Genomic DNA, 21,544 nt, shown 5'->3' with positions numbered 1-21,544 from the left:
ATATAATTGATCGCGTATATAATGGCCCTGTAGTTAGCAATCTAATTACAGAAAGGAGGCAAGAAATTGCAATCCATTGAGGAAATGTCCGATGAACTTAAGCTTCTCTCCGATAAAACCAGATTAACAATTATGGCGCTTTTACGACACCAAGAGATGTGTGTCTGTGATATCGTTGAAATTTTAGAAACAACACAACCAAACATTAGTCAACATCTAAAAAAACTAAGAATGGGCGGTCTCATTAACGAGGAGCGCCGTAGCCAATGGATTTACTATTCATTGAACTTACATGACAAGGGTTATTTGAAGCAACTAATCGATCAGCTTCCATCCATGGAAGAGAACATCAATTCAGTCAAAGGCTGTACGTAATCCAGGAGGCACTATGCTGGCACTTGCATCAATCATTTTTTTAGTTACGTTAGTATTTGTCATTTGGCAGCCAAAAGGTCTTAACATCGGTTGGTCCGCTTGTGGCGGTGCTGTAATCGCACTCATCTTTGGAGTTGTAAATTTTCATGATGTGTGGGATGTAACCCAAATCGTTTGGAACGCTACTCTTGCGTTCGTTGCGGTAATTCTAATTACACTCATTCTAGATGAGATTGGTTTCTTTGAATGGGCAGCGCTTCACATGGCTAGAGCTGCCAAAGGAAAAGGCCTTATGATGTTCGTGTACGTCATTTTATTAGGTGCGGCAGTAGCTGCATTTTTCGCAAATGACGGCGCGGCTCTTATCTTAACGCCTATTGTTCTAGCTATGGTCCGGGCGTTGAAATTTGATGAACGTATGATTATTCCCTTTATTATGGCGAGTGGATTCATATCCGATACGGCTTCACTCCCGCTAGTCGTTAGTAACTTGGTGAATATCGTGTCATCGGACTTTTTCGGTGTTGGATTCGCTGAATACGCTAGCCGCATGATTGTTCCGACTCTCTTCTCTGTTTCCGCAAGCTTACTAGTGCTCTTTCTCTTCTACAGGAAAAGCATACCTAAGCAATACGACCTGGCACAACTGAAGAAGCCGGTAGATGCAATTAAAGATATGCGGTTATTTAAGATCTCCTGGATTATCCTTGCCGTTCTTCTAATCGCCTATTTATCAAGTGAGTTTATCAACGTACCAGTATCAATCATCGCTGGCGTGGCAGCTATTATCTTCTTGGTGCTTGCCCGTCAGAGCAGGGAAATTCATACCTGGAAGCTCGTAAAAGGCGCGCCATGGGCAGTTGTCACCTTCTCCATTGGCATGTATGTCGTGGTCTATGGACTTAGAAATGTTGCACTGACAGATGAACTTGGCGGTGTATTTAAATGGGTCGGTGATCAAGGCTTATTTATAGCCACAGTAGGTTCCGGATTCACCTCTGCGATCCTCTCTTTGATTATGAATAACATGCCGACAGTTATGATTAATGCGCTTGCCATTCATAATACGAATTCTACGGGAATCATTCATGAAGCTTTCGTATATGCCAATGTGATCGGATCTGATTTAGGTCCGAAAATCACCCCTATCGGTTCACTCGCTACTTTGCTTTGGCTGCACGTGTTATCGACTAAGGGAGTTAAGATTTCCTGGGGAGCTTACTTTAAAACGGGTATCATCCTAACGGTACCTGTTTTGTTTATTACCTTATGCGGGCTTTATCTATGGCTAAAAGTTGTAGGCTGATGATCAATAAAATTACATTTCAAAGGAGTTTCTAATATGTCTAATAAACCACTTGTTTATTTTCTATGCACAGGGAATTCATGCCGCAGCCAAATCGCCGATGGTTTTTTGAACGCAATCGGTGGAGAAAAGTACGAAGTGAAAAGTGCCGGTCTAGAGGCGCATGGTTTGAATCCTAGAGCTGTTCAAGTCATGAAAGAAGCCGGAGTAGACATAAGCGGTAATAGCTCTGATGTAATTAATCCCGAGATCTTGAATCGCGCTACTTATGTGATTACCCTTTGTGGACATGCTGACGAGCACTGCCCTGTCATTATGAATCCTAATGTTATCAAATGGCATTGGGGTTTTGATGACCCAGCTAAAGCGACAGGTACAGAAGAAGAAATCATGGAGCAATTCCGTACGGTCAGAGACTCCATTAAGTCTCGTATTGAACAGTTTGTTAGAGATGGCGAATAAATGGGCGGAGCTGCTGACGTAGAAGCACTGGAGAAAAACGAAAATATTGATGTGATTGTCGACTTGCGCGGTGAGGCAGATGGTCGTGCCTATCCAGAATCCAAGGCACAGTATGTGCCCATCTCGCTTGGCGATAATTCTTCAGAAAACCAGCATATTGCGTTCAAGCAAGCAATAGACGAGGTAGTAAAAGCTTATCGCAATGGTCTCAATTATTGATGTTAAGCCAATACAGAAAGAAGCTTTGGTAAATATATTTGGATAATGGGGAAGTGTTCCAATGGGACATTCCCTTTATACTCGCCCGAATTGCCCATTTACAACGGCTGCTGAGATGTGCTATTGTTATTTCCATAGTTTTCGAAATACATTTGCAAAGGCGGTGAGAACCCATGGTCGAGGATAACGAGGAAGTTAAACAGGCAGTGAAAGTATACAAAGCACTCGGAGAACCGACCCGGATCAAAATAGCGATGCTTCTTACGGAAGAGCAGAATCTCTGCTGCTCCGCCATCGGCAGCAAGCTGGAGTCCGTTGCCGGTTCAACGCTGTCTCATCACTTGAAGCAGCTTACGGAATGCGGCCTGCTCACGCTGCGCAAGGACGGCACGTACATTTATTACAGTGTCAATAAAGAAGTCGCGTTGAAATACGCCCCGTATCTTTTGGGGTAGCCTTTTATTTGGTCTATATTTCGATAGATTTAGAAATATAAAAATATAATACAGAGAGATACGGATAAGGAGCTGGAACATTTGTCTTACAATTTAAAAATATATATGCTGGCTTTAGTCAGCTTTCTCGTCGGCACTTCCGAATTCATCATTGCCGGCATTCTGGATAAAGTGTCCGACGACATTGGCGTCTCGGTGGCAGCGGCAGGCCAGCTGATTACCGTGTTCTCTCTTGCTTACGGATTCGGGACGCCATTCCTGATGGCGGCCGCTGCCAAAGTCGACCGCAAAAGGCTGATGCTGTACGCTCTTTCGATATTTATCGTTGGCAACGTCGCCGCTTACTTCTTCTCCGGCTTTACTGCCCTCATCGTTTCCCGCGTTATCGTTGCACTCAGCAGCGGCGTATTCGTCGTCACGGCACTCACGGTCGCCGCAAAGCTCGCGCCTGCGGAGAAGCAGGGCAGTGCTATCGCCACGCTCGTTATGGGCTTTAGTACGGCACTGATCGTCGGCGTACCGCTCGGCAGACTTGTCGCTTCCGCCTATGACTGGAAATTGGTCTTCGGTGGTATCGGACTGCTCGGATTGCTGGCGCTATTGCTCATTGCCTTAGCGATTCCAAAGACGGATGGCGAGCAGCCGGTACCGCTGCGCGATCAATTAAAACTGCTCAAGAATCCTAAAATTCTCGTCGCGCTTGGCATTACGTTTTTCTGGCTTGGCGGCTATTCCATAACGTACACGTATATTTCCCCCTTCCTGCTTGATATTACCGGCATGAGCGAGAAATTCGTCAGCATCGCGCTGCTTGCGTTTGGCATCGCTAGTCTAATCGGCTCCAAACTGGGCGGCTTCAGTACCGACCGATGGGGATTCAAGCGAACTTTGGTGAACGGCATGCTGCTTCACGCGGTCTGGCTAGTCGTGATTTCGTTCGCCGCACATTCGCCGGCGCTCATGTTCCCGCTGCTCATGCTCTGGTCCTTCTCCGCATGGTCGTCCGGCCCTACGCAGCAATACCATCTGATCTCACTCGCTCCCGAAGCAACCAGCATCATGCTTAGCCTTAACAGCTCTGTTATACAGCTGGCCATGGCTGCAGGCGCGGGTATCGGAGGCGTCGTCGTAGAAGGGGCATCCCTTGCTGCCATCACTTGGATCGGCGCTGCCGGCGTCGCCATAGCCGCACTCATATCAGCCGCTGCATTCGGTTACCTTCGCGTCGGTGCAGCTTCCCGAGCAGCGGATAAGGAGGCTCGCGCAAGGAAGTTCAGCGCGTAAAGTCATTCCATTCATGCCGATAACCGAATACAATGATGCAAAACGACCCTGTACCGAAGAAGCTTCAGTACAGGGTCGTTTTTATTTGTAAGTTGGACTTGGCATTGTCGCCTATTTGCCCAGATTCGCATTCCACGCTTCAATGAGTGCGTTAATGCTCCGATTGAGCGTCGTCCTGGCTTGTTCGGATATCTCTTCCTGCTTCTTCTCTTTGTTCAGCTGCTTCAGTAAATTCTCCAAATGCTTAATACCCTGCTTCCAGTCCGGCTTCTTCGTGCTAACCGCATCGGCTGCATGCTCAAGCTCCTTATCCAGCTGCTTCCGAGTCTTCTCGCCCAGCTGTCCGGCTGAGCTAAACCAATCGAGCAGCTTTCCGACGGCAGGAGCGTTTATGGGAGCTGGTAGAACCGTGAAATTATCATAGCTCGTTTCATTCATGAACGTCCGCATGCCGACCTTGCCGTGCGTGAACGGATTTCCGCTGCGGTCCGTATAGTCGATAACCGGCTTGCTCATATCATCCACATACACCAGGATACGTGCTCCCTGCGCGACGACTTTCACATGCTTCCATTCGCCTGTCTTTATCTCGAGCGGCACTCCCGTCAGATAGGTCCAGTTGTAATTCAGCTTGCCGAGATGAACGCCCTGTTTATTCAGATACGCGACATATCCTTGCACGAAGTTCGCGTTGTTCTGATTCAGCTCCTTGCCGTGAGCCGGGTTATTTGCCCGGAACAGAATACCTCCGTCACCCGAATCGTTAATCAGCTTGATATCGGACTCCACGCTGTAATCCGACCAGTTGGCATCGCCGATCGTCGTCTTTGCGAAGCTGCCAACCGCCGCCTGGTATTCGCCGGTATGAGCAACCTTCGGCTCGACCGGGTTCTGATGAATCCGGATTCCTTGGAAGTCGAATTCACCTTTCACGGTTTCGACCTTCAAGGTATGTTTCCCAGCCGGGAGATAGATGCCTTGCTTCGTTGTTGTTGCCCAGTTCTCCCAGGTAACGGAATTCGGAATATCGACCTCACCGGTTAGATCGGTTGCATCGTCCAGCCACAGCCGGACTTTCGCACCGTCCATCGATGTAGCTGTCACGAAATCGACGTTGTACACGCCGGCATCGGTTATATCTACGTTGTAGGCCAGCCATTCTCCGGTTGCGTTCCAACCCACATTGTAGCTGCCCCCCGCATTCTGGCGAATATCAACCGCTTCATTCCGGTATTCCGTGCCGATGTTAGCGGGAGTCAGATCATGGTAGCCCGTGCCTTCGCCGCCTGCCTTGTAATCAACAGCCTGGATAAATCCGGGCAGCACGTGCGGCTTATCGAATTGGGTAAGCGACAATCTTGTCATATCGAACTCGCCTTTGACAATCTCGACCTTCAGTTCATGATCGCCGGCCGGCAGCTGAACACCGGACTCCTTAACCGATTTCCACTTATTCCAGTCTCTGGAAGCAGGAACATTCAATACGCCTGTTAAATCAGTTGTGTCATCCAGCCATAACCGGACTTGCGCATCCGTGAATGTCGTAGCTGCCCATAAGTCTAGATCGTACAACCCCTCTTCCGCGACGTGGATGTTGTACTTCAACCATTCGCCTGTTTGATTCCAGCCTACGATCTGATCGCCGGATGCAGCGGTACGAATATCTACCTGATCGCTGCGGTATTTGCCTCCAATGTTCGCCGGAGTTAAATCATGATAGCCTACGCCTTCACCGCCGGGCTTGTAATGCTCGGCCTCAATGACTCCGGGTACGGGGATTGGCTGCTCCATCCTCGTCAGCGCTATACCCGCAAAATCAAATTCTCCGCGTACCGTTTCGGCTTTCAGCGTATGCTTGCCTGCCGGCAGCGTAACGCCGGATTTACGCACCACATTCCAGATGTTCCAGTCACCGGTCTTCGGAATGTCCACGATGCCGGTCAGATCCGTCGTATCGTCCAGCCAAAGCCGGATCTGACCTCCGTCCAGCGTAGTAGCTACTTTGAATTCCGCGTTATAGGATCCGGCTTCCGCCACATCAATGTTAAACTTCAGCCATTCGCCTGTCTGGTTCCAACCGACGTTATACCCGCCTCCAACCGTATTGGAGCGAATGTCGACCGAATCTCCCCGGTACTGGCCGCCGATGTTCTCGAGCGTATTCTCATGATATCCGACACCCTCGCCGCCGGAGATATAATGGACCGTTCCAATCGAACCCGGGATCGAATGATAAGCATCGTAAGCCTGCTCTTCTTCGGCAATGTCGCTCTTTACGCTCCAGAAGCCTTCATATCGTTTCCAGCCGTCATCCTGGCCATCATCGAAATTATCATAGAGAACCGGAACGTCCACGTGCTTGTGGAACGTCAGCTTATCCAGAGACACAGTGCCTGATGAGGCAGCGACCTTCAAGTCATGTACACCTGCCGGCAATTCTACCCCATTCAGCTGTGCGGTTTGCCATCCTTTATCAGCAGTATCAGCGTCTCTTGTCAATTCGAACTCGCCCAGCGGTTGTCCACCATCCAGAGTGAGCTGTACCTTGCTGCCGATGGCTGCATCCGCATAAGAAAGATCGATATCGTATTTTCCTGCTTCCGAAATGTTTAACCGGTACCGCAGCCATTCGCCTTTTTCGAAAGCGGTGATATGCGAGGTGCCATTCTCTGCTTTGCCCGTATCCATCCCTTCTCCTCGGTAATCACCGATTGTATCAGGCGTCTGGTCGTGATACCCGGCTCCTTCGCCGCCGGACAGGTAATGAACGGCCTCGACTTGACCCGGAACCGGTTTCGCAGCGTCACAATCGCTGCTGCCGTTCACGTCGTTGCTGAAAGCAGCATACCCGAAATTAGCCTTCGCGTTCTCCGTGACGTAGCCGATGCTGCCGCCGCCAAGCGTCACGCTGCGTGTCTGTTTTAACATGCCGTCGACATAGATCTTGAACGTGTCTCCCGCTTTCTCAACCCGGATATTGTGCAGTTTTGTATAATCGTATCCTTCCGGCAGCGTGCTCGACACCCATCCCAGATCGGACCCATTTACCCGGAACTGCGTCTTCACCGAATTGCTCGCCGGATCTAACAATGCTGTTCCGAAATCATTATCGCCCTTGTAGGAAAATACGACTCCAAGCTGCGAACTGCCGGTATCGCTAGACTCAGCAAGCTGCAGATTGAATTCTGCCGTATAACTGTTTTCCGTCGCAGCTGCAGTTACCAGTCTGCTTGTACCGGCGGTCTGCTGCCTCAGAATACCGGAATCAACGCTCCAGCTGCCACCGTCCGCATTCGTCCACGCCGTGCCGAGTTCCGCGCCATTGAACCGGTCCTCGAAATCCGGCATCTGCGGATCCGGCTGCTCGGATGTCGTTGGTCCAAGCACCGACATTTTATCCCCGTTGAATACGATCCGGTCCATACCCATATGACGAAGAGGTCCAACAATGCCCGGTCCTTCGAGATTGTGGTAGATGATATAGCGGGCATCCAAGTTCGGTCCAACGACTACCGTATTATGGCCGAGGCCAACTGTCGGGCCTTCCGTACTGATCAGAATCGGGTTATCCGTATCAGCCACGAAACCCGTGAGCGGATTTGAGCTGACCGCGTAGTCGACCCGGTAACCTTTGCTGAATACATGGTTGCCGGTATACGTCATATAGTATTTTCCGTTCCGCTTGAACAACGTAGAGCCTTCCGTCCAACCGTTCATGTTCGCGCCTGTGTTTACGCTGTTGCCGATCGTTGTTGGCGTAGGCATCGCAGCCGCGAGAATTCCCGCTCCGTTCGCATGATAGAAATACCACTTGCCGTCATCGTCAATAAAGACATTTCCATCGATTGAATGGCCCAAATTACCCGTCTGCACGGTAAATGGGCCGGTCGGGCTCTCGCTGCGCAGCACGTAATGGCCATTGCCGGCAGGTGAGGTATACATGTAGAAATATCCGTTCCAATACACGACTTCAGGAGCGTAGGCTCCTTTTGTAACCGGATCGGTTGCGGCCAATCCTCCATAGCTCCAATGGACAAGGTCTGGCGAGCTCCACACCTTAACCCCGATATCGGTATCCCTCGTGCTCACGTACAAATAATAATTACCGTTAAACTTCAGCACGTAAGGGTCGCCAAGCCCATATTGTCCCCATTCGTCCGGCAGCGATGCCGGATTCTTGTAAGCGAATGCCGCCTGAGGGGCAAACAATAGCAGTACGCACAACAGAGTCACTATACTTCGTTTCAACATCAAACCTATCACCTCATCGATTTATTTAAAGCGCTTTCATCAATGACTGACTATGATGATCTTCCCTTTACACCATCGTCCCAATCACCTCATTTCATTACTTTAATCCAATATATCGAGAGTATATCGGCAATTTCTAGAAATTGTCAACGCTTTATTACAGTTTATATGAATCATTCAGTGAAATTTTTTGTTTTTTACTTTTCATTACAATTTTATTGTATCAATTGTTTTAACTATAAGATATTGAATCGCTAGGTGAAAAACTGCAGTAAATATAAAAAAAGAGCTGTCCGCGACAGCTCCTCCACAATCTTAGTTAGCAAATAGAAAGAAACGACGTTTATCTCACCAAAACGATCTGCGTTTTTACGCTTTGACGTTGTTCTATTGGAACAGAATGATTATTTTCAGTCGATCTGATATCTTCCGGTGGCAAAGCTACCTCGATATCGTATTTTCCGAGAGGTGCAAGCTCCTGAATAGATTTTCCGTAAACCTTCGTAATATAAATATCCGTATCTTCGACCGTTTGACCTGGCTTCAATTTCGATTTGCCTAAATCAGCCGTGCAAGGCCCGTAAGGTTTTATTTCCAATCTCTTATTTGTTTCAACATGTACGATATTCACGACTGCATGTTTAGGACAACTAGAACTGCCTGAAACATAGGTTAGCGTATCTTCCCCCTGGTTTGTTAGTTTTGTCTTCACTACGATATCATCATTTATTCCATACCTGTTTTTGTCCAGTATGATTTCATAAGCCAAATCTCCCACCGTTTCCTTATATAATACTGGCTTTATTTCTTTAGCTTCTTGGTCAAAGGAACAGCCCGTTATACAAATCATACTTAATAAGATGACAGCTGCAGTTATTATTTGTTTCAATATTATCCTCTCCAAAAACATCTGTTTATGTTGTTTCACAGGTCAAGGTTCATCCATATAGACGCTAAAAGTCAACTCCTTGTTGCTTATATCAGTAAAGATGAAGGGTTTAATCCTTCAAGACTATTAATAATAAAATAACCATCTTCCCGAACGAGAACATCATCAAACCATATCTGCCCCCCACCGTATTCTCCAATAAATCTTGATCCCTCATCTATCTCCAATATCGCCAAGAGCTTTGCTGTGTCATTATCCGAGGCTTCCGTAATTCTGCCATCTCCAAAAACGAATGCGATAGGATATAAATTTATCGTTTATGTGGCTATTTTCAATTTGGTGGTGTCTAATGTAAGTGAAAGCAAAGGAGGTTCGCTAGTGTCTGGGCCCAACGACGAATTCGATCAAATCTTTGAGCAATATTATAAAAAAATTTTTCGATTCCTCTCCCTTAAAGTGGATCACCAAACCGCAGAGGACGCAACTCAGTTAGCATTCATTAAAGCCTTTGAAAATTGGCACACCTTTCGAGGAGATTCCAGCGTATTCACTTGGATAAGCCAAATAGCCTACAACCTATTAAAAAATGAGTTTAGAAAAAGAGATCGAAGCTTAGAAACCTCGGTAAATTTTCAAGAAATGGAAAATCGCTTTATCACGGTTGAGTTCACTAAAAATGTTGAACTACGAATAGACGTAACTACGGCGCTGCTTAAACTTAACCCGCTTGACCGCGAAATTATCTCGCTTCATTTTGACGTAGGCTGCACATTTAAAGAAATATCGGAGCTTGTCGAGATGAGGATGAGTGCGGTAAAAAACAGACTATATAGAGCACTGGTAAAGTTAAGAAACGAACTTGATGATTGGGAGGCTCAAAAAATGATGTCCATCCTGGATACCATATCGATTGTGAGCAAAGATGTCGGGTCAACCCGCACGACCACACCGGATCATAAGATTTACCGGGATATTATCGAACATCTAAGAGTTAACGTTGATCATATTTGTTTAAAATTAAAGCATCATCCTTCAAAAAGAATAACCATTGAGATCTATCCGGATCTTAACTCTTTCCACCAAGCCGTTAACGAACCCGAGGCTCCGAATTGGTTTATGGGCATGATTGAAGCGGATACGATAAAAATCACATCCCCTTTAAACCCCGGCCCGGAGCACACTTATCAATCCATACTAAAGTCAACCGTGCACCTCTTTACAATATGGTTAGTTAAAGATATAAATCCATTGGCACCAAAGTGGCTATACCAAGGAATAGGCGGTTATGAAGCCGGACTAATGACAAGAGATTATATAAATGAATCCATAATGGAATTGGTTGCACGAGGTGAAATCCCCACGTTTTCAGAACTGGAGAATGACACTTGGGATTTCGAGAGTATGAAAGGCTTTCAATTCTCCCTTCTCCTTTGCGAGTTCATTCTGCAAAAGTACGGTTCAGAAGGTCTAAATAAGGTCATTAGAACACCAAACGATTTTGAAACTGTTTTCTCTTCCCATTCGTCGGAAGTACATCAACAGTGGGCAACACATTTAAGAACACGGTTAAACATTGGATAGTTTTAAAACTCCGCCTCGAAATAGTCAATAAGAATTCGCTATTTTGACATCAAAGCTTGATTAATGTTCGGCAAAACCCGTCTATAATGAAGCCATTACCATGTAGTTGGAAAGGAGTTCTTCGGTTTTAATGAGCAAAAAACAGAATGTAACGCAGCAAGCCAGCAACAAAAACTATACGGCTGCTATCGTCACGATCTCGCTGATCGCAAATATCGTTATTTTACTCTTGTTCTTCTCGCCGATTGGCTACAAGGGAAATATCGATTTCGACCTTACCATCTTCCCCAGAATCAATGGGTTGTTGAACAGCTTCACCTTCATCTTCCTGCTAGCGGCGTTAATCGCGATCCTGCGGAAGAACGTTAGGCTCCACAAAGGGTTCATTCTCGCTGCCTTTTCTTCAACGCTGCTGTTCCTTGTCTCCTATTTAACGTTTCATTACATGTCTTCGGAGACAGCGAGTTTCGGTGGTGAAGGCATAGTCCGGCCGATTTATTTCTTCATCTTGATCACTCACAGCTTCCTAGCTGCCGTCATCGTGCCTTTAGCTTTGTTCACTCTCGTATGGGGATGGACAAACCAACTGCACAAACACCGCAGAATCGCCCGCTGGACGATGCCGATCTGGCTTTACGTCAGCTTAACCGGGGTTGTTGTGTTCCTAATGATGGAACCCTATTATTAAGGTGATCTTAACGAATAGAGGGTTATCGAAGATCGACTCTTCAATAACCCTCTTTGTTTTATCTAGGCGTTCCAGTTTTTCCTTAACTAAGAAAACATCCCCCCCAGCTCTCCTTTATATGCAACCGCTTTCAAATATAGTTTTAGAAGGTGCTGCGTCTCCTGTTATACTCTTCATTCTTACCTTCGCCGAATCACTGTTTGCTACATAATCTTCCCATCCGATGGCTATAGTAAGGAAATCAATGGCATAGGAGGAGATCCATGTGAACCCGTCCGTCGCGGCATCAGAGCAATTTTTCTACGAGCAATTCTCCGGTCAAAGCGATTTTCAATCAAAAAAGCTGCTGATTGGCGGAATCGAATACAGACTATTTTATTTGAACACTTTGATTGATTCCTCCCATGTCCAGGAATTCATCTTGAAACCCCTGCTTTCTAAGCCTTTGAATGACGTACGCGAGGTTATATCGATACTCGACTATGAGGAAACGGATCACGTCGAAGAAGCGGTTCAAGCGGTTGTATGCGGCAAGACGGTGCTGCATCGCGACGGAGAGAGCAAATTGTATTTGCTTGGCGCGGATTTGAAGAAGGAGCGCACCATTAACATTCCGTCAAATGAGCGTATTCTTCGCGGAGCAAATGAAGCGTTCATTGAGAATCTGGATACCAATTTGAATTTGATGCGCAAGCTGATTCCTTCAACCGAGCTTGTCGTCAAAACGTATACGATAGGCCGTTTATCCAAGACTAAGGTAGCAGTCATGTACATAAAGTCGGTCGCGGATCCGTCATTATTTGAGGAGCTGGACCGGCGTCTCTTGAGCATCGATAGCGATTATACGGAATCGCCCGGTTTTATTGACGAACTGATCCGGGACAAAAAATTCAGCCTGTTCCCGCAGCTCTTAATTACCGAACGCCCAGACCGTGCACGCGCCTATTTAATGGAAGGCAAAATGGTCATTGCAACCTCAGGTTCACCGGATGCGATTATATTGCCTGTAACGTTTTGGTCCTTTTTTCAAAGCCCTGACGATTACCATATTAGCTGGCTGCTTGGAACCTTCTTCCGGCTTCTTCGTCTTGCCTGCTTTCTGCTGACCATTGGGCTGCCCGCCTTTTATGTGTCTGTCAGTTCCTTTAACCCCCAGCTGCTGCCGATTAATTTCGTGAATACGCTGCAAAGCTCGCTGAAATACGTGACTTTCCCACCGTTAATCGAGACGATTGCCATGATGCTTTTGCTTGAAATCTTAAGAGAAGCTACCATACGGCTTGCCAGTCCAGCCGGCCAAACCATAGGCGTAGTAGGCGGTATCGTTATCGGAACCGTCATTGTGCAGTCGAACCTGGCTTCCAACACGATGGTTATCGTAGCTGCCTTAACAGGCTTGGCTTCTTTTATTATTCCATCCTACGAGATGAGCAGCGCGGTAAGACTACTCGGTTATCCGGCGATTCTATTGTCCTCTGTCTTTGGGCTGCTGGGTCTGGCGTTTTTCTTCATGATCATCTTTATTTACTTGTGTCAAATGAGCACAATGGGACAGCCTTATTTTTCTCCTCCCTTCTCTTTGAGCGGGATAAGAGATACGCTGATCCGTTCACCTATTTGGAATCTGAAAAAAAGACCGGCAGGAACCTCGCCATATAATCAAACTAGGCTGAGGCATCCGAGGAGTTGGAAAAGATGATGAGGGAAGAGTCTATCAACGGAAGACAGTTGATCACGCTAACCGTAATGGCACAGCTCGGTACCGAGGTTCTATCCCTTCCCCACGTAGGAGCAGAAAATGCCCGGCAAGATACGTGGCTTGCTGTGCTGATTAGCGGTGTAGCCGCGCAAATCGGAATTTTGTTAATCTGGTGGCTCGGCAGCCGGTATCCGAATCGGAACTTCTACGCGTATACCCGGGAAGTTGTCGGCAGACCGATTGGTTTTGTCCTCAACCTGCTGTATGGATGCTACTATTCCTTCTCCGGACTGCTCATTACCGCGCTGTACACTGATATTTTAAAACGTTGGATGTTCTTGCTTACGCCAAGGTGGCTAATCTTCCTTATGCTTATGATCATCTGCGGATATGCAGCCACTTCTTCACTTAAGAGAATGGCCTTCATCTCGCAGTCCTTTATAATCTTTCCCGTTATCTGTTTCCTGCTAATTGCGTTTAGCGGGATATACGGATTGGATGCTAGAAATCTTCTGCCAGTGTTGTCGCATGGCTGGGCCCCCGTCATAAAAGGCGTGTATGTCGCCTATAGCGCTTATATCGGATACGATCTGCTGCTATATGCTTACCCCTATGTGCAAGCCGGCAGCAAAAAGAAACTGCTGATTGCGATGTCGGTTGCCAACGCTCTCACCATCGTTTTTTATGTAACCGTCTGCCTCGTCTGTACAACGATGTTTGGCCAGAAGCAGCTGATTATCGTGCCGGAGCCGATTGTTTTTATTTTGAAAAACTACCGCATTCAGGTCTTGCAAAGCCTGGATATTCTGTTTCTTGTCTTTTATGTCTTTGTCGTCTCCGCCACGATCTACGTGTACTTCTTTCTGGCTTCCAAAGCCTTTGTGCATTTGCGCACATCGGGGCTCGGCAATTCTTATCACTGGGTCTGGGCTATTGTAACGATTTGCTTTGCCGCAAGCTTCTTTCTAACAAAGCGCAATGATATTTTGAGAATCGCCGCCTTTCAGGATCAGCTCTCGATTCTCGCCGTTGTGGCGTTCCCCCTTCTCCTGCTCCTTATTTCCGGAATTCGGAGTGCCGGGAGGCATCGGGTATGAAGAGAACAAGAACGGTTGTAGCCCTGGTGCTTTGTCTTTTTATGACGGGCTGCTGGGATCAGCTTCAATTAAAAAAGCTGCTTTTTGTCGATATTATCGGGATTGATTACGAGGGAAACAGCAAGCAGCTTAAAGTGGACTACGTCATCTCTTCCCTTCGGGAAGCAAGTCAGGGCGGCGGAAGACAAACCTCCTTGCATATGAAGACAACCGGGACCAACCTCTATGATGCTGTTTCCAATACAAACAAGGAAATGCCCGGTATCCTTTCGGTTCTAGAGACGAGACTGTATCTGATAAGCTCCCGCTTCGCCAAGGATGAACCATTGCGGCATCTGGATATCGCCAGTCAATTTGCTTCCAACCCGTTATACGCTTATTTAGCCGTGTATGACGGTGATCTCTCGGAGCTGCTCAGCAAAAAAAGCATGAATGATCAGACCGTATCCAATTTCCTAATTGGTCTTCTTGATGATGAAATCCGCAGGGGAGAGATTCCTTCCAATAAATTGCTTCATTACATCCTCGGGGGTAACCAGTTCATGAACGATTTCGCCTTAAACCGGTTCGAGCCCTATCGGGACGAAGCACGTCTGGCCGGTACAGCTTTATTCAGCGATGGGCGGTATACCGGGAAAAATTTGAATAATGAGGAGACTCAGCTTGCCACCTTGATCGAAAGTCCGTCTGGAAAGAACCAATTGCTATCCAGCCAACGGGATGGAAAGCAGTATTCGGTACTTATTCAATCTGCCAAACGCCGTTTTCATGTGTTGACGAATGCGGATAAGCTCCATGAGATCGAAATCTCGATGCAGCTGCAGGTTAAATTGGTTGAGGACGGCTCCGAGTTCAAAAGGCATACGGATAAAATGCTTAAGGATATGGAGACGTTTATCGCAGCGGATCTTACAACTAGAACAACTAAAGTCATGGCAGCTCTCCAGCAGGCGAACTGCGATTTCTTGCAGCTGGGCCATGAGGTGGCCGTCTTTCATCCGAGCCTATACAAAAATCTCAACTGGCGTGAGCAATATCCCACACTCCGCATTAAGCCGAAAGTAACCGTAAAAATCCTGAACACGGCGATTCTGGAGTAACTGGAGCAACTCTCGACAACCGGGTTCGCTACACCCGTTCCAAAGCAGGCCTAAAGACAAAAGGTCCCCATTACGGGGACCGGGAAATTCTAATATTTTAAACATGCTGGATCAAAAGTCCTTCCGTCGAATGGCAAACAAACCTGCCGCAAGGAAAAACACGAAATAAACGGCCGTGTAATATAAGAAAGCGTCTGATGGCGGATTTACGATTGAAAAGTAGCCTAAGGAATCCCTGGAGGTGAACGACTGTCCCAGGTCCTTAACCTGGAATAAGTCCGATAACATCCGCTGCTGCAGGGCATCGGTTGGAATAAGAAGCCGGATCAGACCCGACACCATTTCCATCGTATCGGATGTTTTCGTCGAATCGTTGGATGCGAACATGCCGGCTGCAATAACCCGATCGAGCATGGTACCAACCCAGCCCATCCCAAAGAGCAGCACCATTGCAACCCCGTTGCCAAGCGGCGCAAGCCAGCAGGACGCAAGCATCGTCAGCGTAACCATCAGCAGCACCGGGCTGACGAACAACACAAGTGCCGGCCCTATGGAGGACCAATCCGGGTGAACACCCGTCGCGTAAGCTACGATGCCAATGATGGATACGAATAATAGTAGCGCATAAGCGAGACAAAACGTGACAAAACCGAGCCAACGGCCCAAATACCAATGTGTGCGTTTAATCGGCCTTGCGAATACCGATTGCAGCACCCCATGCTCCGCTTCTCCGGTAACGGCAGCCACGGAGCTGAATATAGCCAGAAATCCTGTCGCAAAGGAGGCGAAGAAAAAACCGATCCATAGCAAAATAGCGCTTCCCCTGAAGCGGTCAATTAAATTATCCAAGCTTATGATGCCGGATTCGTAATGCGATACCGACGCTCCCGCGCTTCGCGCGATAAAATAAAAAGCGATCCAAAACAAAACCGTAAGCAGCAAAGTCATCAAGGTGACTTTTTTGCGTATCAGCTCTTTCCAGGTTAACATCCACACGGCAATCAACGGTTTTCCCCCCTATGCTCCAAACCCGATACTGCCTGCAGAAACCATTCATCCAGGCTTGACTTCACTTTGCGCGTCTCGTATAAAGTCAGTCCCTGTTCCATCAGCAGACGGTTAAAATAGCCGACTTGCTCGTCCTCGGCAAGCTCCGCCTCCAGCCAATGCTCTCCCCATGCAGGCGTGTCGCCGCCTTCCCAAGGAATGATATCTACCGGTACAATCATCGCTTCGCGAAGCCAGTCCAGCAGCTCCGGAGTCATGCCGCCTACCCGGAAGCGCCATCGGGTCGAAGCCCGAAGTACATCCGATACGCGTCCGTCGGCCAGAATTCTGCCGTTGTTCAGCAACGCCACATGATCGCATAAAAGCTCCACATCCTCTAATAGATGGGAGTTCAAGAAAATCGTTTTGCCTTCCTTGCGCAGACGCTGGAGCAGCTCCCTTACTTCATGCCGGCCAACAGGGTCGAGGGCCGATGCCGGCTCGTCCAGAAATACGATGTCCGGATCGGCCAACAACGCGCAGGCGAGACCCAGCCGCTGCTGCATCCCTTTGGAATAGCCTTTTATCCGATCCTTCCCTCGCTGCCCGATCCCTACCTCATCCAGCAAGCGGTTAATCCGGCGTTTGAGTTCCGCCCCTTTCATTCCGCAAAGCTTGGCATGGAAAACCATCGCTTCTTCTCCGCTTAACCATCCAGGATAACGGAATAATTCCGGCAAATAGCCGATTCGCCTGCGCGCTTCCACTGACCCGGCAGGCTGGCCGAACAATAACGCTTTCCCTTCTGTTGGCGCGGTTAGCCCTACCAGCATTTTAACGATGGTACTCTTGCCGGCCCCGTTAGGGCCAAGGAAGCCAAAGGCTTCCCCGGCAGGAATGCGGAGCGTGACATCGTGACAGCCACGCCCGTTCCCGTAGTTTTTCGTTAAACCGAATGTTTCGATGGCATAACTCATTGCGCAATCAATTCCTTCACTATCTGTTCGGCCTCTTCGCGCGAATCGGCATCATACATTTGAACTTGCGTGACTTTTCCGTTCTTCAGCCAAGTGGCGTTCCAGCCATTCCAAACGTTCTTGCTGTTCTCGAAATAGACGTCCGTACCGTTCACTGCCGATTTCGTCACATTGCCGTTCGTAATAATCGGGAAAGGAACCTCTCCTTCGGAAATCCGGGTACTTTGCATCAAGACGTTTTTCAGGTTAGCCGGCAGTACAGGGAAACGGATCAAAGCTTCATAAGCGTCCTCTGCCTCAATAGACGGATCCATCTCGACTACCGGAACCGGAATGACGTTAACCGCGACGTAATGCGACTTCTCGTTGGAGTCCATGAAGTGGTAATCGGCGTTTACTCCTTGACCCGTGCGGAGCGTGATCGATTTGCCGTCAACGGAAGCCGGCAGCAATTGCTTTGCTCCAAGCTTCTTCATGACATCGTTAATCTCATCCACATCTAAGCGAAGAGTAATAGCCTCTCCTTGCTGTCCGTAAATTTGAAGCTCGGTCTGCTTGCCGTATGGCAGATCCAGCTTCTCCTTAAGCTCGATCCCGTACTTCTCGCGGACTTGCTCCACCGTTAAATCAGAAGCGTCATCACCGGTGAAGGTACGCTCGAATTGACCAAACTTATTGCTCGACTCCGCCGACACATTCGAACCGAAGATGCCTTCCAATGCCGTTTTGAAATCATCCTCCTGCACAACCGCAACCTGATTCATCTTAAACTTGCCCAAAATGGATGCCAGCGCTTCATTCGTAGACGGGATTGCGATTGCCGCGCAGATCAGTACGGCGGCAGCGGCAACGCCGGTCTTTATGCCATGCTTCTTCAACCAGCTGCGATATGGGGAAGGTATCGGCTTCGCTCCGAGGCGTTCCTTCTCCTCGGCTTTCCCGGCATAAGCGTCTTGTTCCTCTCCGAGCATGGGAGCTGGACCCGCGGCTTTATGCTCCGTATCCCCCGCTGTAACGCCTTCCTTCATCCATGCTTCCCACACCGGAGAACCTTCTTGTTCTTTTAATTTAAGCTCAAGCTTGGCCCAAGCATTGTTCGTCTCTTCCGAAGTGGGCAAGGCTGCTTGCTTCCGTTCATCCATTGGATAATTTGTCATTTGCTCTCTCTCCTTACTCTTGCGACCATTGATTTTCATGCTTTAACGCTTGCTTTCTTAATCGTTCTCCCGCCCGCTTCAGAAGCATGCCTACTTGAGGCTGCTGCACGTTTAATTCCTGCGCGATTTCCGAATAGCTGTATCCCGAGTAACGGAGCAGCAGCAAATCTCTGTCCCTTTCGGGCAATGAGTTCAGCCAGCCTTGAACCTGCTCTTCCTCGTCCTGCTTGATTACGGCCTGCTCCCCGGATTGAAAGGTTTGCGGCTCCGTCATCAGCTGTTTTTCCTGCCGCTGCACCAGCATTCGTTCTCTTGCCTTCTGATCCAAGTAATCGTAGGCGCTTCTCGTTAGAACCTGATGCAGCCAAGCTCCAACGGCCTCCGGCCTTGACGGCGGATTTTTGTAAAGTTTCAGGAATACCTCCTGGGCCAAATCCTCTGCAGCCGATTGATCACGCAGAAGTGCTATTAATTTTCGAAGTACGGACGGATAATGCTTATGAAAGATATCTTTAAACAAATCCGGCGCCGGATTGGATAGATTCATTCTCCATTGCCTCCTTGATATTCAATTGCCTTAACGCTTGCCCCGGGCTTAACGTTGACATGTATAAGACGGCTATCAACTCTATTTTGTAACACCTTGAGCCCAAATATGAAAAAAAAGATAAAATGACTCAAAAAGAGACTCTACCAATCGATCTGGTAGAGTCTCCGGAATCATCTTATGCCTTAACGGTAAACTTGTCGCGCGCCAGCTTGGTGGCTTCGACCATGTTGCGCAGCGAAGCGATGGTTTCTTCCTTGCCGCGTGTCTTTAATCCGCAGTCCGGGTTAATCCAGAATAGCTTAGGATCAAGAACTTGAAGCGCGCGGTCAATCATATTGGTCATTTCCTGAACATCCGGTACGCGAGGGCTGTGAATATCGTAAACGCCAAGGCCGATGCCATGCTTGTACGTATTCACTTCAAAGCTGTGGATCAGCTCGCCGTGACTGCGGGAAGTCTCGATGGAGATGACGTCCGCATCCATCTCTTCGATCGAATCAATCATGTCATGGAATTCGCAGTAGCACATATGAGTGTGAATTTGCGTCGTGTCCGAAACGGTGCAGGTTGTCATGCGGAACGCTTTAACCGCCCAATCCAGATAAGGCTTCTGCTCTTCTTCCTTCAGAGGAAGGCCTTCTCGCACGGCCGGCTCATCCACCTGAATCATGCCGATGCCGGCATTCTCAAGCGCTTCCACCTCCTGACGGAGAGCATAAGCAAGCTGATAAGCAATTTGCTCGCGCTCGATATCGTCGCGGACGAAGGACCAGTTCATAATCGTGATAGGCCCCGTAAGCATGCCTTTTACCGGACGGTCTGTTTTGGATTGCGCATACACGGTTTCTTCGACCGTCATCGCTTCCTTGAAAGCAACGTCTCCGAAAATAACAGGAGGTTTCACGCAGCGGGAGCCGTAGGATTGCACCCATCCGTTTTGAGTAAACGCAAAGCCTTCAAGCTTCTCGCCGAAAAATTCAACCATGTCCGTCCGTTCAAACTCGCCGTGTACCAGTACGTCAAGACCGATTTCCTCCTGATAGCTGATCCAAGCATCAATCTGGTCCTGAATAAAGCTCGAATACTGCTCGTTGTTCCATTCGCCTTTGCGCCAAGACTGGCGCGCCTTGCGTACATCCGTCGATTGCGGGAAGCTTCCGATCGTTGTGGTCGGGAACAACGGCAGCTGCCATTTCTCCTGCTGAGCCGAGTTACGTTCCGCAAACGGTGATTTTCTTGCCGGTACTTGCGATTCAATGCGCGCTACCGCGGATTGAACATCCGAACGGTTCCGGGAAGCGGACTGCTCCAATGCCCCAACATCCGACTGGTTCGACGCAAGCGCTTCGGCAACGGATGCTTCGCCATTGTTCAAGGCTTGGGTAAGCAGAACGACCTCGTCCAGCTTTTCATCCGCGAAGGCAAGCGCATTCTTCAGCTCAGGCTGAAGCTTGGTCTCCGGCTTTGTCGTAACAGGGACATGCAGCAGGCTGCAGGAAGTTTGAACAAGCAGCTTATCAGCCGGTACAAGACCTTGCAGTTCCTTCAAGAGCTCCAGCTTTTTCCCAAGCGATGCCTTCCAAATGCCGCGGCCGTCAATCACGCCGGCGCCAAGCACTTTGTCTGCCGGGAAGCCGTTTTGGCGAATCGCGGACAAGTTGCCTTTTAATCCGTGCACGAAGTCTAAGCCAACGCCCTGTACAGGCAGGTTAACGATTTCCTTGTATTGATCAACCGATTCGAAGTAAGTCTGCAGCATAATGTTCAGACCGGGTACCGCTTCGGCGATTTTGCCGTATACCGTTCTCAGGCGGGCCACGTCGTCATTGCTCAGCTTCGTCACAAGCACCGGCTCATCGATCTGTACCCATTGAACGCCTTCGGCCGCAAGCTCTTGAAGAACCTGTACATACAGCTTTAGAAGGATCGAGAGCCAGGAGTCCACCTCGGAGCGGCCATATCCCTTCGACAGCTTGAGGAAGGAGAACGGTCCAAGAATAACCGGCTTCCCTTCGATGCCGAGCTTTTCTTTCGCTTCGCGGTAAGCGATAAGCGGTTTATTTTCCGTAAGAGCCGGCTGAGCGCCATAGAACTCCGGAACAATGTAATGGTAGTTCGTGTTGAACCATTTCGTCATTTCGCTTGCAGCAGCGTCTTTCGTGCCGCGAGCGATACCGTAATAGACGGAAATCGGAACCGGACCGCCGTTATAGGAAAACCGCTTCGGAACGATTCCGAACATGGCGGCCGTATCCAATACTTGATCGTAGTAGCTGAAGTCATTCACCGGAATGAAGTCGATGCCTTTGTCCTGTTGTTTGCGCAGATGGTTCAAGCGAATTTCCTGCAGCTGTTTGTGAAGCTCGGATTCCTCCAGCTTGCCTGCCCAGAATGCTTCCAGCGCTTTTTTCCATTCACGGTTTTCACCGATTCGAGGGTACCCCAATACACTGCTCTTTGCCATCTT

18 protein-coding genes are annotated in these 21,544 nt (G+C 48.5%); 11 read left to right on the top strand and 7 right to left on the bottom strand.

Going from position 1 to position 21,544, the window contains the following annotated elements; all coding sequences use genetic code 11:
• Positions 1-66 precede the first annotated feature (66 nt).
• The 6 genes from PGL01S_RS04940 to PGL01S_RS04915 all read left to right on the top strand — a co-directional run bounded on the left by PGL01S_RS04940 (position 67) and on the right by PGL01S_RS04915 (position 4,101).
• Complete coding sequence (locus PGL01S_RS04940) at positions 67-375, top strand: ArsR/SmtB family transcription factor (protein WP_127492038.1); 309 nt, start codon at positions 67-69, stop codon at positions 373-375.
• Positions 376-388: 13 nt separating this feature from the next.
• On the top strand, positions 389-1,681 hold the full coding sequence (locus PGL01S_RS04935) for an arsenic transporter (RefSeq protein ID WP_127492035.1): 1,293 nt from the start codon (positions 389-391) through the stop codon (positions 1,679-1,681).
• A gap of 36 nt (positions 1,682-1,717) precedes the next feature.
• The gene (gene arsC / locus PGL01S_RS04930) at positions 1,718-2,143 is read left to right on the top strand and encodes an arsenate reductase (thioredoxin) (RefSeq protein ID WP_127492033.1); all 426 of its coding nucleotides are present in this window, start codon (positions 1,718-1,720) and stop codon (positions 2,141-2,143) included.
• Positions 2,144-2,362, top strand: coding sequence for a hypothetical protein (locus PGL01S_RS04925; RefSeq protein WP_127492030.1), 219 nt, complete (start codon positions 2,144-2,146; stop codon positions 2,360-2,362).
• A 173-nt stretch (positions 2,363-2,535) separates the two neighbouring features.
• Positions 2,536-2,817, top strand: coding sequence for an ArsR/SmtB family transcription factor (locus PGL01S_RS04920; RefSeq protein ID WP_127492028.1), 282 nt, complete (start codon positions 2,536-2,538; stop codon positions 2,815-2,817).
• An 81-nt stretch (positions 2,818-2,898) separates the two neighbouring features.
• A complete protein-coding gene (locus PGL01S_RS04915) occupies positions 2,899-4,101 on the top strand; it encodes an MFS transporter (RefSeq protein ID WP_127492026.1) in 1,203 nt (400 codons plus the stop codon).
• A 111-nt stretch (positions 4,102-4,212) separates the two neighbouring features.
• On the opposite strand, the gene PGL01S_RS04910 is transcribed toward PGL01S_RS04915, so the two are convergent.
• Both PGL01S_RS04910 and PGL01S_RS04905 read right to left on the bottom strand, forming a co-directional pair.
• On the bottom strand, positions 4,213-8,352 hold the full coding sequence (locus PGL01S_RS04910; RefSeq protein WP_127492024.1) for a carbohydrate-binding protein: 4,140 nt from the start codon (positions 8,350-8,352) through the stop codon (positions 4,213-4,215).
• 343 nt (positions 8,353-8,695) lie between these two features.
• Positions 8,696-9,241: a hypothetical protein gene (locus PGL01S_RS04905; RefSeq protein ID WP_127492022.1), complete on the bottom strand. Its 546-nt coding sequence runs from the start codon at positions 9,239-9,241 to the stop codon at positions 8,696-8,698.
• Between the two features lie 378 nt (positions 9,242-9,619).
• Between PGL01S_RS04905 and PGL01S_RS04900 the strand changes: the two genes are divergently transcribed.
• The 5 genes from PGL01S_RS04900 (at position 9,620) to PGL01S_RS04880 (ending at position 15,406) form a co-directional block, all read left to right on the top strand.
• Positions 9,620-10,822: an RNA polymerase sigma factor gene (locus tag PGL01S_RS04900; RefSeq protein ID WP_164775383.1), complete on the top strand. Its 1,203-nt coding sequence runs from the start codon at positions 9,620-9,622 to the stop codon at positions 10,820-10,822.
• A 130-nt stretch (positions 10,823-10,952) separates the two neighbouring features.
• Complete coding sequence (locus PGL01S_RS04895; protein WP_127492018.1) at positions 10,953-11,510, top strand: DUF420 domain-containing protein; 558 nt, start codon at positions 10,953-10,955, stop codon at positions 11,508-11,510.
• 265 nt (positions 11,511-11,775) lie between these two features.
• Positions 11,776-13,209 (top strand): spore germination protein, encoded by a 1,434-nt coding sequence (locus PGL01S_RS04890; protein ID WP_127492016.1) that lies wholly within the window; start codon positions 11,776-11,778, stop codon positions 13,207-13,209.
• Positions 13,206-14,306 carry a GerAB/ArcD/ProY family transporter gene (locus tag PGL01S_RS04885; protein WP_127492014.1) on the top strand — a complete coding sequence of 367 codons (1,101 nt, stop codon included), beginning with the start codon at positions 13,206-13,208 and terminating at the stop codon, positions 14,304-14,306. Before PGL01S_RS04890 ends, PGL01S_RS04885 begins: the two co-directional genes overlap by 4 nt.
• Positions 14,303-15,406 carry a Ger(x)C family spore germination protein gene (locus PGL01S_RS04880; protein WP_127492012.1) on the top strand — a complete coding sequence of 368 codons (1,104 nt, stop codon included), beginning with the start codon at positions 14,303-14,305 and terminating at the stop codon, positions 15,404-15,406. Before PGL01S_RS04885 ends, PGL01S_RS04880 begins: the two co-directional genes overlap by 4 nt.
• 111 nt (positions 15,407-15,517) lie before the next feature.
• On the opposite strand, the gene PGL01S_RS04875 is transcribed toward PGL01S_RS04880, so the two are convergent.
• The 5 genes from PGL01S_RS04875 to metE all read right to left on the bottom strand — a co-directional run bounded on the left by PGL01S_RS04875 (position 15,518) and on the right by metE (position 21,541).
• The gene (locus PGL01S_RS04875; RefSeq protein WP_244935519.1) at positions 15,518-16,402 is read right to left on the bottom strand and encodes an ABC transporter permease subunit; all 885 of its coding nucleotides are present in this window, start codon (positions 16,400-16,402) and stop codon (positions 15,518-15,520) included.
• Between the two features lie 5 nt (positions 16,403-16,407).
• Positions 16,408-17,370 (bottom strand): ABC transporter ATP-binding protein, encoded by a 963-nt coding sequence (locus PGL01S_RS04870; RefSeq protein WP_127492008.1) that lies wholly within the window; start codon positions 17,368-17,370, stop codon positions 16,408-16,410.
• On the bottom strand, positions 17,367-18,527 hold the full coding sequence (locus tag PGL01S_RS04865; RefSeq protein ID WP_127492006.1) for a hypothetical protein: 1,161 nt from the start codon (positions 18,525-18,527) through the stop codon (positions 17,367-17,369). Before PGL01S_RS04865 ends, PGL01S_RS04870 begins: the two co-directional genes overlap by 4 nt.
• Positions 18,528-18,540: 13 nt before the next feature.
• Positions 18,541-19,074 carry a sigma-70 family RNA polymerase sigma factor gene (locus tag PGL01S_RS04860; protein ID WP_127492003.1) on the bottom strand — a complete coding sequence of 178 codons (534 nt, stop codon included), beginning with the start codon at positions 19,072-19,074 and terminating at the stop codon, positions 18,541-18,543.
• Between the two features lie 178 nt (positions 19,075-19,252).
• A complete protein-coding gene (gene metE, locus PGL01S_RS04855; protein ID WP_127492001.1) occupies positions 19,253-21,541 on the bottom strand; it encodes a 5-methyltetrahydropteroyltriglutamate--homocysteine S-methyltransferase in 2,289 nt (762 codons plus the stop codon).
• Between the last annotated feature and the right edge of the window lie 3 nt (positions 21,542-21,544).

Origin of the sequence: Paenibacillus glycanilyticus NBRC 16618 (genome assembly GCF_004000805.1) — a bacterium.
GTDB classification, from domain to species: domain Bacteria; phylum Bacillota; class Bacilli; order Paenibacillales; family Paenibacillaceae; genus Pristimantibacillus; species Pristimantibacillus glycanilyticus.
This window is presented reverse-complemented; position numbering and strand designations above follow the sequence as displayed.

Bases quoted from the DNA above. Each gene is read 5' to 3' on its own strand.
- PGL01S_RS04925 (WP_127492030.1), top strand. From the start codon at position 2,144: ATGGGCGGAGCTGCTGACGTAGAAGCACTGGAGAAAAACGAAAATATT.
- PGL01S_RS04895 (WP_127492018.1), top strand. From the start codon at position 10,953: ATGAGCAAAAAACAGAATGTAACGCAGCAAGCCAGCAACAAAAACTAT.
- PGL01S_RS04865 (WP_127492006.1), bottom strand. From the start codon at position 18,527: ATGACAAATTATCCAATGGATGAACGGAAGCAAGCAGCCTTGCCCACT.
- metE (WP_127492001.1), bottom strand. From the start codon at position 21,541: ATGGCAAAGAGCAGTGTATTGGGGTACCCTCGAATCGGTGAAAACCGT.
- PGL01S_RS04870 (WP_127492008.1), bottom strand. From the start codon at position 17,370: ATGAGTTATGCCATCGAAACATTCGGTTTAACGAAAAACTACGGGAAC.
- PGL01S_RS04910 (WP_127492024.1), bottom strand. From the start codon at position 8,352: ATGTTGAAACGAAGTATAGTGACTCTGTTGTGCGTACTGCTATTGTTT.
- PGL01S_RS04885 (WP_127492014.1), top strand. From the start codon at position 13,206: ATGATGAGGGAAGAGTCTATCAACGGAAGACAGTTGATCACGCTAACC.
- arsC (WP_127492033.1), top strand. From the start codon at position 1,718: ATGTCTAATAAACCACTTGTTTATTTTCTATGCACAGGGAATTCATGC.
- PGL01S_RS04860 (WP_127492003.1), bottom strand. From the start codon at position 19,074: ATGAATCTATCCAATCCGGCGCCGGATTTGTTTAAAGATATCTTTCAT.
- PGL01S_RS04880 (WP_127492012.1), top strand. From the start codon at position 14,303: ATGAAGAGAACAAGAACGGTTGTAGCCCTGGTGCTTTGTCTTTTTATG.
- PGL01S_RS04935 (WP_127492035.1), top strand. From the start codon at position 389: ATGCTGGCACTTGCATCAATCATTTTTTTAGTTACGTTAGTATTTGTC.
- PGL01S_RS04920 (WP_127492028.1), top strand. From the start codon at position 2,536: ATGGTCGAGGATAACGAGGAAGTTAAACAGGCAGTGAAAGTATACAAA.